Origin of the sequence: Algoriphagus kandeliae (assembly GCF_004571135.1) — a bacterium.
Lineage (GTDB): Bacteria > Bacteroidota > Bacteroidia > Cytophagales > Cyclobacteriaceae > Algoriphagus > Algoriphagus kandeliae.
This window is the reverse complement of sequence record NZ_SPSB01000002.1, coordinates 32,565-49,162: the sequence shown is the minus strand read 5'-3', so window position 1 is coordinate 49,162 and position 16,598 is coordinate 32,565. Positions and strand designations below refer to the sequence as shown.

The following is a 16,598-nucleotide window of genomic DNA, read 5'->3' as shown; positions in this document are numbered from 1 at the left end:
GTTTAGATTGATTCAAATTGAAAGCCCGATGAATTTCATCGGGCTTTCTTTATTTCAATCGCATTTCATTTGATTCATTTCCCTTGGTTAAAAGCATACTTCTTGGGCTTCTACTGTTTCCCTCGTAGATATGAACAATATTTTGTTGGGTGGAAAAATCTTCAATAAGGAGTGAGTTTTTTACCTTAAACATTCCGGAAAATTGGACGGGTTCAGATTCCAAGTAAAACCAAGCTGCATCTTCTTCAATTTCATATCCAAGAAGACTCCAATTCACTTCTTTCCCTTCCACCCAAAATTGAATTTTTTGATGGAAGTAGGCATCGATTTGTTTTTCAAGTTTTTCGGGATTTTCCGGATTGAGAAAATCGATTTTTACATCATGAAAACTGCCTAAGCCAACCTCCAGATCATCCCAAAAGATTTTGGTAGCTATCTCCAATCTTTTGGAGTTGGGGTTTTGTCTTATTTCAGTCAAGGAAATGAAAAATGGGTGGCTTAAAACCATCCATCCTATTGTCAGTATCGATGTGTAAAACTGTAGCATTTGGAAGATTATGGGTACTATTTGTGGGAATAAACCTGTATTATTGCCGCAATTTACTTCAATTGAGGTATTTATTCAGATATGAATTCATTTGAGCTTTATTTCCGTATTGGGATTCAGCATATTCTAGATATTCAGGGTTACGATCACATTCTTTTTGTCTTGGCTTTATGTGCCCTGTACATTCCCCGTGACTGGCGCAAGATTGTGATTTTAGTGACTGCTTTTACCATTGGACATTCGCTGACCCTTGCTTTGGCTACATTTAAAGTCATACAGGTTAGAACGGATATTATCGAGTTTTTGATCCCGGTTACTATAGCTATCACCGCTTTTTTAACCATTCTTAAACCAAAGCCTTCTACTGGTAAAAATATCCAGTTGAATTATGTGCTTGCTTTGTTCTTTGGATTAATCCATGGACTTGGATTCTCTAATTATCTCAGAGAATTATTGGGAAAAGAAGCGATTATATGGAAACCTTTATTGGCATTTAATATTGGATTGGAAGTTGGCCAGTTGATTGTCGTAGCCATTTTCTTGACTGTTACAGGAATTTTGGTAGGGATAGCCGGAGTAAATAGAAGGGATTGGACCTTAGTCATTGCCTCCAGTGTATTTGGAATTGCATTGACGCTTATGTTAGGAACGAAATTTTGGTAATAAATAAATGATTATGAGAAAAATAGGATTAGCTCTTGTAGTCTTGGTACTTGTTTCAGTGGAAACTTGGGCTCAGGCTCGTAGATCAGAGCAAAACCATGCCGAGCGCTTTGAACAGCTAGGTACCATGCTCCGCTCACCTAATGTCTATCGTACCGCTTCCGGTGCTCCTGGACATATGTACTGGCAGCAGCAAGCCAACTATGTGATTGACGTGGAACTGAATGATGACAATCAATCCATCAAAGGCTCGGAGACAGTCACCTATATCAACAATTCACCTGATGTCTTGACCTATCTCTGGGTGCAGCTGGAGGAAAATCAGCGAGGTCCTGAATCTGATGCACCTAAAGTAGCTGAAAGCTCCATCAACTCCCGAATGACTTTGAGAACATTAGAGGGAATTCTATGGGAAAATGAGGAATTCGGATACAAGGTCTTGAATGTAAAGGACACGGACGGAAATCCACTACCGGTTGCTGTTAACAAAACTATGATGCGAATTGACCTTCCTCAGCCTTTGAAGGCTGGAGAAAGCTTCAGTTTCTCTGTGGACTGGTCTTTCAATATCACTGATCGCATGAGTTATATCTCCGGTCGACCAGGATATGAATATTTTCCTGAAGATGGAAACTACCTCTACACCATGGCAGAGTGGTTCCCTAGAATGGCAGTCTATTCGGATTTCGAAGGCTGGCAAAACAAACAGTTCTTCGGAAGAGGAGAATTTGCTTTAACATTTGGAAACTATGAAGTACGAATCACCGTGCCGGCTGACCATATGGTGGGAGCTACCGGTGTACTTCAAAATCCAGAGGAAGTACTTTCTTCTACTGAGTTAGAAAGATGGAATAGAGCTAAGCAGTCATATGACAATCCGGTAATTATCCGTACCCAAGCGGAAGCTGAGAAATTGGAAAAAGGAAAATCTAATCAAAAGAAAACCTGGATTTTCAAAGCGGAGAATGTCCGTGATTTTGCCTGGACCTCTTCTCGAAAATTCATCTGGGATGCCATGGCTGTCAAGCAAGGTGGAAAAGATGTGATGGCTATGTCTTACTACGCCAAAGAAGCTAATCCACTTTGGGAGCAGTATTCAACAAGAGTGGTAGCGCATACCATCAAATCCTATTCTGCCCATACGTTCGATTACCCATATCCAACCGCTATCTCTGTGGAGGCAAGCAATGGGATGGAATACCCGATGATTTGCTTCAATTATGGTCGTCCGGATAAGGATGGAACCTACTCTGAAGCAGTTAAATACGGGATGATTTCGGTGATTATCCATGAAGTGGGACACAACTTCTTTCCCATGATTGTCAATTCTGACGAGCGTCAGTGGACTTGGATGGATGAAGGCTTGAATACCTTTATGCAGTTTATGGCTGAGCAGGAATGGGATAGAAATTATCCTTCCCGCCGAGGTCCTGCTCATAAGATTGTGCCTTACATGAGAAGCGAGAAGCATCTTTTGGAGCCAATCATGACCAACTCGGAAAATATTATTCAGTTTGGTCCAAATGCCTATGCAAAGCCCGCTACTGCATTGAATATCCTTCGGGAAACTGTCATGGGTAGAGAACTTTTTGACTTTGCTTTCAAAGAGTATGCAAGACGATGGATGTTTAAGCATCCAACTCCTGAAGATTTGTTCAGAACCTTGGAAGATGCCTCTGCAGTTGATTTGGATTGGTTCTGGAGAGGATGGTTCTTCGGTACTGAGCCTGTGGATATTGCGATTCAGGATGTGAAATGGTTCAAATTGGATAATCGGACTCCTGCCGAGAAGAAGGCTGCTGAAAAGGCTGAATTCGAGCGTGAAGAAAGCTACATCACGAAGGAATTTAACCGAAATGATGTTCCTCAGACCGTGGTAGAAGCAAATCCAGCAACTCGTGATTTCTACAATAGCTACGATCGATTTGAAATTATGCCTGAGGATGAGGAGGAATACAAGCGATTTATGGCGAGCCTTTCTCCGAAAGAGAAGGAGTTGTTGAATTCAGACATGAACTTCTACGAGCTTACCTTCGAAAATGTGGGTGGTTTGGTGATGCCGTTGATTATCGAATTCCAATATGCCGATGGCACTTCGGAAATAGAACGGATTCCAGCTGAAATCTGGAAACTGAATGAAACCGAAGTCACCAAGGTATTTGCTAAGAAAAAAGAGGTGGTTCAGTTTGTGCTTGATCCGTATCGGGAAACTGCCGATATCGACGAAAGCAGCAATTACTGGCCTAGACAATATCAGCCATCTCGTTTTGAGCTTTTCAAAGGAAGAGGTGGAGCTCGAGGAGCTTCTTTCGGTGACAACCCGATGAAGCGAGCTCAGAGTAAGAAGAAGTAATTTTATTTGTGAGTGGGATCCGCCTAAGGCGGACAGGCAACTCGCAACGGCATAAGATGTCTATTGAAACCCTTCAAGGAATTCAATCTCCTTGGAGGGTTTCTTTTTGAATTATCCTTTCAAAAACCCTCACCCCCGTCTCAATCAATTCATCCGGGAAATCATAGGTCGGTTCATGAAGTTGGGGGCAGTTTTCCCCGGCACCTAAACCAAATAGGTAAGAGGGACAGCTTTGACTAAATAGTCCAAAATCCTCTGACCAGCGAAAAGGTTCGGCATTTTCAATTACGTCTAAACCTAAATCCTCAAAAGCTAGTTCTGCCAGGTTTGCGGCATGAGGGTCATTTTTGGACACAGCAAAACTTTCCAGAAATTCGATTTCTAATTCAAGCTGATCTTCCGCAGCAAGCTCTTGGGCCTTTTCCTCTACTTTTTGAATCAGTAGTTCTAGGTTTCCTTGATCAAATGCCCGCAAGGTAAGACTCAGACTTCCTTTTCCAGCACTTGTTCCAAAAGCCAAACTTCCAAGCTCGACATGAATCACGGTTGCCAAAGTAAAACCGGGGAAAGAGTTCCGGATTTCAGGCAATGCTAAAATTAATTTTGAAATGGCTTCTGCGGGATTGTGCCCGTCTTCAGGATGAGCAGCGTGGGAGGTTTTTCCCGAGAAATGAATTGTCATTCCTGTGCTTCCTGCAGCAAAGGTTCCTTTTCGGAATATGACCTGATGAAGTGGAAAGCCCGGTAAGTTGTGCAGTGCAAAAGCAAAATCCGGTCGGATTTTATCAAAGGTTGGATCTTCCAAGACGCGTTTGGCTCCCTCGCCGGTCTCTTCGGCCGGTTGGAAAAGCAAGACCACTTCCCCGGATTCGGGACGGTTTTGGGATAGTTTTTCTCCCAAGCCACAGATAATAGCCATGTGTCCATCGTGACCGCAGAGGTGAGCCTTTCCAGAGACAGTGCTTTGGTAGCTAGGATTGCCTTTTTCCTGTATGGGTAAGGCGTCCAGTTCACATCGGAAAAGCAGGCGTTTACCGGGTTTTTTTCCTTTGAAAATGAAAGCTAGGCCTGTTCCACCCAATTCTTCTATTGTCTCATCTGGCTTTAAAGGCTTGAAAAAATCCAGAATTCGCTGGGCGGTTTGACGCTCTTCTCCTGCGATTTCTGGATGTTGATGAAGGCTGTGTCGAAGTTGGATGAGTGGGTTCATGCTGTTAATGTGGGGTTTCCCGAATTACTTTGCAAATCATTTGATTTTTAAAATCCATAATAACTTGAGCTACCGAAGATTTAAAGAGATTGATCGCATTTTAGCCTTTGGTTTTTGTCTTTTTTTCGCCAAATAGGGAAGGGGTTTATGAACACTTATTCCAAATTAGTCCACAGCGATTCATCACTGCTAATATTCAGGATGTGTTGGCTACCATCAACCCATTCAAAATACTCTTTTCAGTCCCGTGAGGACATAGCATATTATTGCTTGTGGTTTTGATCTCTAGAATCCTTTGCTTCTTCTAAACTTTGCGGGAGAGAAATTGCCAAGCCCCGTATCCTTTTGAAAAACTTTGAGACTGCCGCGCTCCGTAAACTACGCTCGCAGTGACGCTCAGACTTTACCTCTTCTAAGTTTTGCGGAAGAAATAATCAAGGTGTCAAATTTTTTCTGCCTGATTTTCAATTGGAATCATTTTTGCCCCAGTTTTTTTACTAGCAATCGGGAACTTACGTTTCATTCTTGCTATTTTAACCCATCAATCAACCTTTAACCACAACTTTTATGAGCGAATTACAACTGAAAGAACTCGAAGCACAGATTGCCGAATTGAAAAGTCAACTTACCGGTGATATGTTTGCCGACATGGAAATTCGGGATCAGATCCACAATCTCGAGATGAAACTGAAGGGTGTCAAGCCCATGGATTCCAGTATTGATTGTATCGGTTGCGGTAGTTAATCCATCACCTTGGCGCGATATTTCATTATTTACAAGCCCTTTGGGGTTTTGAGCCAATTTAGCGGAGAGGGGCAGACACTGGCCTCTCTTTTTCATTTCCCCAAAACAGTCTATCCAGTCGGTCGTCTCGATAAGGACAGCGAGGGACTGCTTATTATCACCGATGACAAGCAGCTCAATCACCAACTGCTGAATCCACGATTTGCCCATCAGCGAACATACCTTGCTCAGGTGGAGGGAATCCCCGATCAAGAAGCTTTGCGTCAGCTGGAGAAAGGTGTGGAAATTAATGTGGATGGGAGAACCTATCGAACCAAGCCTGCTATCGCAAAAATTCCTCAAGAGATTCCTGAATTGCCCGAGCGAAATCCTCCTATTCGCTATCGTAAAAACGTGCCCGATACTTGGATAGCCTTGACCTTGATCGAGGGAAAAAACCGACAAGTACGCAAGATGACTGCAGCAGTAGGCTTTCCTACCTTGAGATTAGTTCGCTGGTCAGTAGAGAAGTTGACGATTGAGGGCTTTCAGGTGGGTGAAGTCCGGGAAATGGGTAAGGAAGAAATATACAAAGCCCTAGGCTTGACTGGTTTTCGTAGGAGCTAAGTTTTGATTTATGCTTACTACGACGCAGCGGTGCCAGGATTTTTTCTTTTAGAAAAGGGGGAAGATGCGAAGGTTTTTTAAGTTGTTCGGTTTTCAGTCGTCACCCCTGTCATTTGGTTGCCTTTAGAGCTAGACTGATTGTATTGATAGGGGAGTTGAAACATAATTAAATAACAAAAACTAAAACTTAAATCACATTTTTTAAAAAAGTCTTTAAAAAATTTAATTTTCTTACTAGGTTAGTAGTGATGATTTAAAAAATGGTTGTATTAAAGACTCTTTTTCCTTTGAACACACACACACACATTCCAAATCTTTAGGTTTCATTTTTGACCCGATACTCAGGGAGTTGAAACTTGCTTCTTATTCGAAGCGGTTATTTCGCAACACCTTATTTTTACTATTGATTGCCTTCATATTTTCTTCTTGTGTGGAGGATACCTCCCTAAATAATGCTCAGACAAAACTACAACAGAACCATGTTAAAAGAACCTTTACATCCATTCAAAAGGATAAATTTTTAAAAACCTTTCGGGAAGAGTCAAACCCCTCATCCTTTGGTTTCCGAATAGCTGAAGGCGATAATCAATATTTCGATAAGGCCAATCCGAGTAAAGCTTTTCGTCATGAGGACTTAGTAAAGGGTGAGGTCACTTATACTATTCCATTGATCATCGAGGATGTAGAGGCATTTACCAATTTGATTGTAGTTAAGAAAAGCAGTGAGACTAATTCTTACTTGATCAAGTACCTCCCGGAAAAAGAATGGATGGAGACGAAGGAACGAAGACAAGGCTTTGGGAATTTTTCAGGGACGATTCAATTACTTAGACTGGACGGGGAAGTTTTCAGTGAATCCCAGTATCTTCACGGGGTAGCCATTCAAACAGAAAATACCAACAGTAGGATAAGTGGGTGTACTACCGAAATTGTTGTCACTGGATTTACAACAGCTTGTGTAAATGGAGACTGTATTATTTCAGAGGTAAGGTATGCAGAGGTAGAAACCTGGGAAAGCAATCCGGGAGGGGATCTTCCTCCAGGCTCCGGCGGATCTGGCGGTGGGAGTTCGGCTGGGGGCTCAACGGGGTCTGATGATCTGGGCAGCCCCGGAATGTTGGATCCTGAGGATATTGCCTACTGGCTGAGGCCTTTGAACCCTCAGGATGACCTAAACAATCCCTACGATGGAATGCAGGCTGTGAGTACAGACGGTACGATCTATACTTATGACGCTCAGGTAGATGCTTGGCTGATGCCGGAGGTAGTGGTCATGGAGGAGCAGGGTTTTATCGCCAATTTTTTTGGCAATCCGGATTTTGATGGGGGAGTGGTGACAGCGATGACTTTTACGCTGACTACAACAGTCAAAAGGTCTCCCATCGGTCAGGTGATCATTGGGACTATTGCCTTTAATCTTGGCTCTATAGTATGTATGAGGTGATGACTCGGGAGCGGGATGAATCAAGGTCTTTGGAAATTTGTATTCAGAAGTTCGTAGAATGTGATGCACAAAGGAAGTATTACCCACAGTTGGATTGTTCTTTTTGTCTTGAAAATTGCAGGGCTCAAGGAATATGGCCAAATGATAGGTGCCCATTGTAGAAATAGAGTTAATTAAAAATTGATAAGATCATGTTGGGATTTAAAATAGTAGGTTGCGGTTTGGACCTTGAGGTAGGTGCAGATAAGATTTTATTAATTTTTGGCCTGTTGAAAAGTTCTGATCGGGAAGAGATTAGTTTAGATATTCGAGGCTCAAACAATTACTCAGAACAGCGTATAAATTGGGGTTCATGGAAATTGGAAACTGAAGATGAGTTTCGAATAACGGTTATCGAAGTGAAAGAAGTTTCAAATCCTGTGGAGAGCAAAACTGAAAAGGATTCCGAAGACCAGATAAAGAAAGAAATCGAAACCTTCCTTTCTCTTAAGAAAGAATTAGAAACCGCTGATCTACTATGAGTAACACCAAATTAGGCTTTGAATTTATTGACAACGAAAGCTACATTATTGCTGGCTTCCACAAGGTTTCCTTGAGTATTATTTTCACAAAGGATGAGGAAGGAATTGAAAGTGAACTAAACGTGAGTATAACAGGTCTAAATCTTGAGTCAGATGAATCCGTAGAATGGTTGAATAAAAATATCAAGATTGGGGATGAGTTTATCATCAAAGTAAAAGAAACTGATAGCATCAGTCCTTACAGAGTCAAAGAGAAACCGCTCCCCTACGCAGAAGTATTGGCAAAAATGAGCGAGGAAGAAATTTTGGCTATGAAATTTAAGCAGTTTAAATATTTGGAGAAAAAGCTTAAGAGCAAAGGATTGATCTAGCAGTTTCTCTTATCCTGCTTTCTAAGAAGCAGAATAACAAAAAGATGTTGGAATAAAGGAACACTGCCGCCTATTATTTGAGCAATGTGTTGATGATTTTGCATATAAAAATCTTCCTTGTTCTACTTGCCTCCAATATTGTAATACACAAGGATACTGGGATTTCGATAATTGTGCACTTAACCATAACAAATAAGACATGATAGGGTTTGAATTAAAAAATGTTGACAAAAAAATTTTAGTAGACGTGGAAGAAGGGAATACCACAATAATTTTTTCAAGGGTAAAAAATCAAAATAAGGACGAAATCCACCTGCATATTGGAGGTACGGACAAGGCCAAATCCAGAAGCATAACTTGGATATCCGAAGATCTTAGTATAGATGATCAATTTGTTATTAAGGATTCAGACTTTTCAAGTCCCACTCCACCAATTAAGGAAAATGATATTAAACTTACTGATTTAGTAATCGAAGGTAAATTACGAGCCTATTTTGGTCTAAAGAAAGAGTTAGAAGAAGCAGGTCTTATTGAAAAAAATTGCTCTGCTGGTCGTAGTCAAATTATGGTTTGGACTGGGTAGAAATTTGCCCACCTTACAAGCCTGCACAAGGCTAAAATCATTCTCCGAATGATTTCTTTACGCCTTGTCCTATCCTAATATCCTTGCCAATTTTTAATTGGGTTTTTCATTGATCTTATTTCCTTTTCATCTACCAATTTTTTTAAATCTTTTAACTCAACCCCTCCAAATAACTCACCAAATCCACCAATTCCTGTTCGGTCAGCGGGAAGGTGAGCATCAGGGATTCGGAGAGTTGGGTGATTGAGGCGATGTCGGCAAGTTTGTAGAGGGTTTGCTCGCTGCTGCCGACCAGTTTTACGATCAGGTCGTTTTCGGTTTTGGAGTTGACGATACAGCGGATTTCCTTGCCGTTTTTGAATTTGACGAGTTGGGTTTCGTAGCCGAATCCTCCCTCCTCTCGGCAAAGTTTCTTCTTTTTACCTTTGAAGTTCAATTAGGTGCAGGGTGGGGTAAAATCCGCTCAGTTCCAGATTTAAATAAGCCATGGGGAGCTCGGGAAAGGGTAGGGAAAAACCAATTGCAAATTGGTTAGAAATTAGGGTCGAATTGCAAATTCGCCCCAGCCCAAACTGAACTTCAGAGATACTGAGTATAATCTACGCTCAGATGGGGGATTAAAGCTCGCCACGACCCAGCGGTGACAGCCGCAGTGGGTTTTCCTACCTTGCGTTTGGTTCGCTGGTCGGTGGAGAAATTGACCATCGAAGGCTTTCAGGTGGGTGAAGTCCGGGAAATTGAAAAAGAGGAGATTTATCGGGCTTTGGGATTGAGTGGATTTCGGAGGAAATAAAAAGTAGACAAGTTCGCTACTAAGAAGTCACCCGACGATTTTTTCTCCCGCAAAGAAGGAAGAGACAAAGGGATTTTTTATCCTGATTTTAGAAAAGCAGGAAAAGTCTTGATAAAACCCTCCAAGGGATTGGTCTTATCCTAGTTTTAGAAAACAGAAAATTCTTTAAAAACCTAGGAAGGATTATCCTTTCAATCCCAAAAAAACCTTTGCGTCGTAGCGTCTTTGCGCGAGGTATTCCCTCTTAAAAATTCCTAAAAATCCCTTTACCCCGCTGAGATTACCGCTCCAAAGAATTAAGATTGCGCTTGGGACAAATTGTTCTATTTTTATACGTTTCAAAGAAAATAGCTAGGCAAATGTATCAGGATAAAATCCAAGCTGTCATAGAGGAAGTTCGCAAAGTAGTTGTCGGACAGGATAAAATGGTGAATAGACTATTGATTGGACTCTTTACCAACGGTCATATTTTGTTGGAAGGGGTGCCGGGACTGGCCAAGACCTTGACTGTAAATACCTTGGCGAAGGTATTGCATTTGGATTTCAATCGGATTCAGTTTACCCCGGACCTATTACCTTCCGATCTGATTGGGACCATGATTTACAATCAGCAGACGGGGGATTTTGAAGTAAAAAAGGGACCTATCTTCGCTAATTTGATTTTGGCAGATGAGGTCAACAGATCTCCTGCAAAAGTACAATCGGCGCTTTTGGAAGCCATGCAGGAAAAGCAAGTGACTATTGGAGAGACTACCTTTCAATTGGACCGACCTTTCTTAGTATTGGCGACGCAAAACCCAGTAGATCAGGAAGGAACCTATCCATTGCCTGAGGCACAGGTCGATCGATTTATGATGAAAGTTCATATCGACTATCCGAGCAAATCCGATGAAATGGAAGTTATGCGCCGGATGGCTAATATGTCATTTACTTCTGAGGTGAATGCCGTGCTTTCCAAGCAGGATATCTTTGATATTCGAAATGAGATCAATGGGATCAAAATTGCGGAACCATTGGAGCAATACATCATTGAGCTAGTTTTCGCAACGCGCTTCCCTGAGCAATATGGTTTGAAGAATGAGGCGAAGTATATTCAGTTTGGAGTTTCCCCTCGAGCTAGTATCAATTTGAACCTTGCTTCCAAGGCCGTAGCTTATTTTGACGGAAGAGATTATGTGCTTCCGGAGGATATTAAGGAAGTAGCTGAGGATGTGCTTAATCACCGAATAATCCTAAATTATGAAGCGGAAGCAGATGGAATCAATACGCGAGACCTGGTAAAGATTCTGCTCGAAAAGGTGCCGATTAATAAGTCGGTAACATTGAAATAACACAAAAACCCCGAAATAGAGGCTTTCTGAGAGGAAAGCCTTTTTTTATGCTTTTCCTGTTAATCCAATATTAAATTCTGTATTCATTTTTAAAAAAAGCATAATTCAAAAAATTCTCTTGTGATCTCAAATTGAGGCACTTTTGTATCGTCGAAACTGAAAAAAACAAGAAAACGACGATAATCATGAAAAAAACAACCCTATTAACCAACCTCTTACTTGGGTCACTCTTCATTTTTTATTCCTGTATTGAAGGAAATGAGAAGCCTATCATTGATCCAGGAAATGATGGTTCTGGAAATGTATTGGTAGTTGATTCAAACATCACCTCCAGTACTACATGGGAAACCGGAAAGACTTATGTTCTTTCAGGAAGAATTTCTGTGACAGCTGGTAACACCTTGACTATTCAAGAAGGTGTTGTTGTAAAAGGAGAAGTAGGAACTGGATCAAATGCTTCGGCTTTGATCATAGCTCGTGGAGCAAAAATTAATGCATTGGGAACTGCAAGCAGTCCAATCATCTTCACCACAATCGCAGACGAAATTGAACCAGGACAAATTATTTCTCCTAACCTTGATCCAGATTTATCTGGCTTGTGGGGAGGTCTTTTGATTTTGGGTAATGCTAGAGGATCTTTTGCTGGAGATATTTCAGAAGTTCAAATCGAAGGTATTCCACCATCAGACACGAATGGTCTTTACGGTGGAGACAATGATGCGGACAACTCTGGGGTATTAAGATATGTGTCTATCCGTCACGGTGGTGCAAACATCGGTGAAGGAAACGAGATCAACGGATTGACTCTTGGTGGAGTGGGATCCGGAACAGTAATCGAAAATGTAGAAATCATCGGAAATCAAGATGATGGTATCGAGTGGTTCGGTGGAACAGTTTCCGTGAAAAACGCCATCGTTTGGAATGCTGGAGACGATGCTTTGGATACTGACCAAGCTTGGGCTGGAACGCTAGACAATTTCGTAGTAATCACTGGTGGAGAGACAGATCACGCTTTGGAAATTGATGGACCGGAAGGTTCTTACAATGCTGCTCATACTCTAAAGAACGGAACTGTCAAAGGAAATGACGTTGCTGAATTCGGTGATTTCCGTGACGGCGCAAGAGGAAGCTTTGAGAACATTTATTTCTACAATTTCTCTAACCCTGATGATACAAACGGAAGAGGAGATCTTTCTCTTTCAGGAGATAAGACTATCGCAAATTTTGCTGATGGTGTATTGACCTTCTCAAATCTTCAAGTAACCCTAGCTCAGGGAGTGACCTTAAGCCAAGTATTCAAAGGTGGAACAGATGCTTTTGCTACTTCTGTGGACCTGGGTTCAAATACTGTTGGAGCTGACTTGGATGCTTTCCAAGGTTGGTCTTGGGCAAGTGAAGCAGGTATTCTAACAATTCAATAAGAAAAAAGAATGTGACGGAGCTTGCAAGGTCTCCGTCACATTTCTCATTACTAATTGCTGTATGAAAAAGTACAATTCAAAATCGCTTACTAAAAGCATTTTCACCCTAATTGTCATTATCCTGACCCAGTTTTTGGTAGGATATGTATTTGCTCAAAATGGGACTATTCGAGGTACCATTTATGAGGAAGCAACAGGAGAGCCTCTTTTTGGGGTTTCTGTTTTGGTTCGGGAAACCGGTACCGGAGCCATCTCTGATTTCGATGGAAAATTTGAAGTTCAAGTAGCTCCTGGGACCTACACCCTTCAGATTTCTTATTTGTCTTACACTACGGTAGAATTAACTGCAGTATCAGTAACTGCTGGTGAAGTGACTGTATTGGACGATATTTTGATGGCTGAAGAAGCTTCAGAATTGGAAACGGTTACGATTGCTGCTTCTGCTATCCGAACTACCGAATCTGCTTTGATGTCTGTAAAAAGAAATGCTGCCAACTTAATGGATGGTATTTCAGCCAGTACATTCCGAAAAATCGGTGATGGAGATGCTGCATCTGCAGTAAAGCGTGTTACGGGTGTTTCTATTGAAGGAGGTAAATATGTTTACGTTCGAGGTTTGGGAGACCGATACACAAAAACCGTATTGAATGGAGTAGACGTGCCAGGTTTGGATCCGGATCGAAACACCATTCAGATGGATATCTTCCCAACCAACGTAATTGATAACATCATTGTATCTAAGTCTTTCACAGCTGAACTTCCTGCTGACTTTACTGGAGGTGTGGTTGATATCGAGACCAAAGATTTTCCTGAAGAAAAAGTTGCTAGAATTGGAATTTCTGGTGGATATAATCCATCCATGCATTTCAATAGCAATTACCTAAAGTATGATGGAGGAAAAACCGACTGGTTAGGTTTTGATGATGGAACTAGAGCTATCCCAACTGGTGGAAGAACAGATATTCCTCAGTATGGGGATGTAGTAGGAAATCCTAACTCTGCGAAAGGATTAGAGTATCAGCAAATACTAAATGACTTCAACAAAACTTTGGGAGGTTACAGAACTAGCTCACCAATGGATTTGGGGCTTAGCTTTTCTCTAGGAAATCAACTGGTGAGACCTAAAGTAACATGGGGATATAACCTTGCTTTGACTTATAAGAATGAAACTGAGTTCTACCAAGATGCTGAGTTCAATTTGTATGCAAAGCCTCGTGAATCTTCTCAACTTGAGTTGGAAGCTTTGGAGAGACAAAAAGGTGATTATGGAGTCAACAATGTGTTGGTAGGTGGATTGGCAGGAATTGCCATGAAGACTGACAATTCGAAGTATAAATTGAATTTGATGCACCTTCAAAATGGTGAATCAAAGGCAGGTGAGTTTGACTTCGTTAATACGAACCTAGGTGCAAATTTTGAGGCAAAGCAATACAACTTGGAGTATTCTCAAAGAAGTTTGACTAGCGTTCTTTTAAATGGAACTCACTATTTGAATGGAAGAGATTGGGAAATCAATTGGAAACTCGCTCCAACAGTTTCTACTATCCAAGATCCAGATATCCGATTCACTCGATTCAGACTACCAAATAATACCATTTCTACAGAAGTGGGTCTTCCAACTCGTATTTGGAGATCTTTGGAAGAATATAACCTCAATGGTAAACTAGATGTAACTCGTCAGCTAAACCTATTCCAGCGTGATTCCAAATTGAAATTTGGTGGAAATTATGTCATCAAGTACCGAGACTTTAATATTCAGAGCTTCCAGTTTGCAACAGGAAACACTCAGTTTACAGGAGATCCTAATGCAATTCTAGATTCTGAAAACTTGTTCTCAGCTGAGAATAGAAATGGTGTTCGATACAACGCGGATTTTATTCCAATCAATCCAAATGAATACCAGTCTATCCTTACCAACGTAGCAGGATATGGTTCTTTGGAAGCTAGTCCATCAGATCGATTGAAGGCAATCATGGGACTTCGTGTAGAGAAATACAATCAGTTTTATACTGGTACTAACCAAACCGGAACCATCGTATTCGATTTGGTGGAGATGTTAGATGATTTTGATTTCTTCCCATCTGTAAATTTGATTTACAACCTGAAGCAAAATCAAAACTTGAGATTCTCAGCGTCCAGAACTATTGCAAGACCTTCCTTTAAGGAATTGTCTTATGCTGAAATTTTGGACCCAATTACTGGTCGAACTTTCGTAGGAGGTCTTTACCCTGAAACAACTAATGGAGGTTCGGAAGTATTGTGGGATGGTAACCTAACACCTACACGAATCAACAACTTTGACTTGAGATGGGAAGCCTTCCAGGAAAGAGGACAGATGCTATCCGTAAGTGCTTTCTACAAGACCTTCGATAAGCCAATTGAAATGGTTCAGTTCCTTTCTGACCCGGGAGCATTCCAGCCACGAAACGTAGGAAATGGTACTGTTGCAGGTTTGGAGTTTGAGTTCAGAAAAGAGCTTTCTTTCATTTCTCCAGCTTTGGAGAAGTTTAGCTGGAATACCAACGTGACTGTGACTGAGTCTCAAATCAAGATGTCTGAATCAGAATTCCGTTCAAGATCTTTAACTGCTCGTGAAGGGGAAAATGTTAAAGATACTCGAGACATGGCAGGTCAGGCACCATTCATTATTAATACTGGATTGAGCTTCTTGGATTTCAATAGCGGAATTGAAGCAGGTTTATTCTACAACGTACAAGGTTCTACTTTGAACTATGTAGGTTTTGGAAACCGTACGGATACTTACACAGTACCTTTCCATAGTTTGAATTTCAACTTGAATAAGTCTTTTGGAGCTGACGAAAGAGTTCAAACTAGCTTGGGTGTTTCCAATATCCTGAATGATAAGAGACAGCAGGTATTTAGATCATTCGGTGCTCAGGATCAGTTGTTCACCAACTTGGCCCCTGGAACTCGAATTTCCTTCAGCTTTTCTTATTCTTTTTAATTGATTGCTCATAGGTATAAAGTAAGCCGACTCAAGAAATTGGGTCGGCTTTTTTATTTATGGTTTAACTTTTTGTTTTTCAGCACATCATTGGTTTGTTTCCCTAGAATTGTCCAAATTCATAAAAGAAGGGATTGTTTAGCATTTTTGATTTATGGCAGACCATTCACATCATCACCATTCATCGGGTAAAAACCTCAAGACTGCATTTTTTCTGAACTTGGGCTTTACCATTTTTGAGTTGATTGGGGGATTTTATGTGAATTCTGTGGCAATTGTTTCCGATGCCATCCATGATTTGGGGGATAGTATTTCCTTAGGGACAGCTTGGTATTTGGATGCTAAATCCAAGAAAAAACCCACGCGTACATTCAGTTTTGGCTATAGACGCTTTTCTCTATTAGGGGCATTGTTCAATAGTCTAATCCTGATTGTAGGGTCGATCTACGTGATCATTGAAGCAATCGGTAGAATTATCGAACCGGAAGCGGTCAATCCTCAGGGGATGTTGCTTTTTGCGATTATCGGGGTTGGGGTGAACGGTTTTGCTGCATGGAAAATGAGCCATGGCAAATCCTTAAATGAACGGGTAGTTTCCTGGCACTTGTTGGAGGATGTTTTGGGGTGGTTTGCCATTTTGGTAGCCTCAGTGATTTTGAATTTCTGGGACATCCCTTATCTCGACCCGGCATTATCCTTAGGCTTCGGCATGTTTATCCTTTCCAATGTGGTGTTGAGATTACGGGAAACCCTAATGGTCTTTTTGCAAGGTCATCCTGAGGATGTGGATCGCGAGAAAATAGAGGAGGAGTTACTGTCCTTTAAGCAAATTCAATCCATTCATCACATGCATATTTGGTCCCTTGATGGAGAACATCATGTGTTTAGCGCTCATATTAAGCTGAAGGAAATAGAAGGCTTGGATGAATTGATTGAGGTGAAAAATCAGGTTAAAGCCTGCTTAAAAAAATATCATTTTGAACATCTGACAATCGAGCTCGAGACAGCTGAGGAATGTTGTGAATTTTCCGAAGAGGGAGAGTAAC

At 41.3% G+C, this 16,598-nt stretch carries 16 protein-coding genes; 13 read left to right on the top strand and 3 right to left on the bottom strand.

Going from position 1 to position 16,598, the window contains the following annotated elements; translation table 11 throughout:
• Positions 1-49: 49 nt before the first annotated feature.
• The gene (locus E4S40_RS04735) at positions 50-547 is read right to left on the bottom strand and encodes a DUF6702 family protein (RefSeq protein ID WP_135071711.1); all 498 of its coding nucleotides are present in this window, start codon (positions 545-547) and stop codon (positions 50-52) included.
• A gap of 81 nt (positions 548-628) precedes the next feature.
• On the opposite strand from E4S40_RS04735, the gene E4S40_RS04730 reads away from it, so the two are divergent.
• Positions 629-1,210: a HupE/UreJ family protein gene (locus E4S40_RS04730; RefSeq protein WP_135071709.1), complete on the top strand. Its 582-nt coding sequence runs from the start codon at positions 629-631 to the stop codon at positions 1,208-1,210.
• Positions 1,211-1,217: 7 nt separating this feature from the next.
• Entirely contained in the window at positions 1,218-3,563 is a 2,346-nt protein-coding gene (locus E4S40_RS04725) for a M1 family metallopeptidase (protein WP_394345397.1), read from the top strand.
• A gap of 82 nt (positions 3,564-3,645) precedes the next feature.
• Here E4S40_RS04725 and E4S40_RS04720 read toward each other — a convergent pair whose 3' ends face one another.
• Positions 3,646-4,773, bottom strand: coding sequence for an amidohydrolase (locus E4S40_RS04720; protein ID WP_135071705.1), 1,128 nt, complete (start codon positions 4,771-4,773; stop codon positions 3,646-3,648).
• Between the two features lie 567 nt (positions 4,774-5,340).
• Between E4S40_RS04720 and E4S40_RS17145 the strand changes: the two genes are divergently transcribed.
• The 6 genes from E4S40_RS17145 to E4S40_RS04695 all read left to right on the top strand — a co-directional run bounded on the left by E4S40_RS17145 (position 5,341) and on the right by E4S40_RS04695 (position 9,042).
• Positions 5,341-5,517: a hypothetical protein gene (locus E4S40_RS17145; protein ID WP_202615337.1), complete on the top strand. Its 177-nt coding sequence runs from the start codon at positions 5,341-5,343 to the stop codon at positions 5,515-5,517.
• A 9-nt stretch (positions 5,518-5,526) separates the two neighbouring features.
• Positions 5,527-6,123 carry a pseudouridine synthase gene (locus E4S40_RS04715; protein ID WP_394345396.1) on the top strand — a complete coding sequence of 199 codons (597 nt, stop codon included), beginning with the start codon at positions 5,527-5,529 and terminating at the stop codon, positions 6,121-6,123.
• 430 nt (positions 6,124-6,553) lie between these two features.
• Positions 6,554-7,567 carry a hypothetical protein gene (locus E4S40_RS04710; protein WP_135071701.1) on the top strand — a complete coding sequence of 338 codons (1,014 nt, stop codon included), beginning with the start codon at positions 6,554-6,556 and terminating at the stop codon, positions 7,565-7,567.
• A gap of 191 nt (positions 7,568-7,758) precedes the next feature.
• Positions 7,759-8,088, top strand: a complete 330-nt coding sequence (locus tag E4S40_RS04705; RefSeq protein ID WP_135071699.1) for a hypothetical protein — start codon at positions 7,759-7,761, stop codon at positions 8,086-8,088.
• The gene (locus E4S40_RS04700; RefSeq protein WP_135071697.1) at positions 8,085-8,459 is read left to right on the top strand and encodes a hypothetical protein; all 375 of its coding nucleotides are present in this window, start codon (positions 8,085-8,087) and stop codon (positions 8,457-8,459) included. Before E4S40_RS04705 ends, E4S40_RS04700 begins: the two co-directional genes overlap by 4 nt.
• Before the next feature lie 199 nt (positions 8,460-8,658).
• On the top strand, positions 8,659-9,042 hold the full coding sequence (locus E4S40_RS04695) for a hypothetical protein (RefSeq protein ID WP_135071695.1): 384 nt from the start codon (positions 8,659-8,661) through the stop codon (positions 9,040-9,042).
• 151 nt (positions 9,043-9,193) lie between these two features.
• On the opposite strand, the gene E4S40_RS04690 is transcribed toward E4S40_RS04695, so the two are convergent.
• Complete coding sequence (locus E4S40_RS04690) at positions 9,194-9,478, bottom strand: hypothetical protein (RefSeq protein ID WP_202615336.1); 285 nt, start codon at positions 9,476-9,478, stop codon at positions 9,194-9,196.
• Positions 9,479-9,682: 204 nt separating this feature from the next.
• On the opposite strand from E4S40_RS04690, the gene E4S40_RS04685 reads away from it, so the two are divergent.
• The 5 genes from E4S40_RS04685 to E4S40_RS04665 all read left to right on the top strand — a co-directional run bounded on the left by E4S40_RS04685 (position 9,683) and on the right by E4S40_RS04665 (position 16,597).
• Complete coding sequence (locus tag E4S40_RS04685; protein ID WP_394345395.1) at positions 9,683-9,835, top strand: hypothetical protein; 153 nt, start codon at positions 9,683-9,685, stop codon at positions 9,833-9,835.
• Positions 9,836-10,194: 359 nt separating this feature from the next.
• Positions 10,195-11,166, top strand: coding sequence for an AAA family ATPase (locus E4S40_RS04680; RefSeq protein ID WP_135071693.1), 972 nt, complete (start codon positions 10,195-10,197; stop codon positions 11,164-11,166).
• A gap of 185 nt (positions 11,167-11,351) precedes the next feature.
• The gene (locus E4S40_RS04675; RefSeq protein WP_237563132.1) at positions 11,352-12,587 is read left to right on the top strand and encodes a hypothetical protein; all 1,236 of its coding nucleotides are present in this window, start codon (positions 11,352-11,354) and stop codon (positions 12,585-12,587) included.
• Between the two features lie 61 nt (positions 12,588-12,648).
• Positions 12,649-15,552 carry a TonB-dependent receptor gene (locus E4S40_RS04670; protein WP_135071689.1) on the top strand — a complete coding sequence of 968 codons (2,904 nt, stop codon included), beginning with the start codon at positions 12,649-12,651 and terminating at the stop codon, positions 15,550-15,552.
• Positions 15,553-15,706: 154 nt separating this feature from the next.
• Positions 15,707-16,597: a cation diffusion facilitator family transporter gene (locus E4S40_RS04665; protein ID WP_135071687.1), complete on the top strand. Its 891-nt coding sequence runs from the start codon at positions 15,707-15,709 to the stop codon at positions 16,595-16,597.
• Position 16,598: the final 1 nt, after the last annotated feature.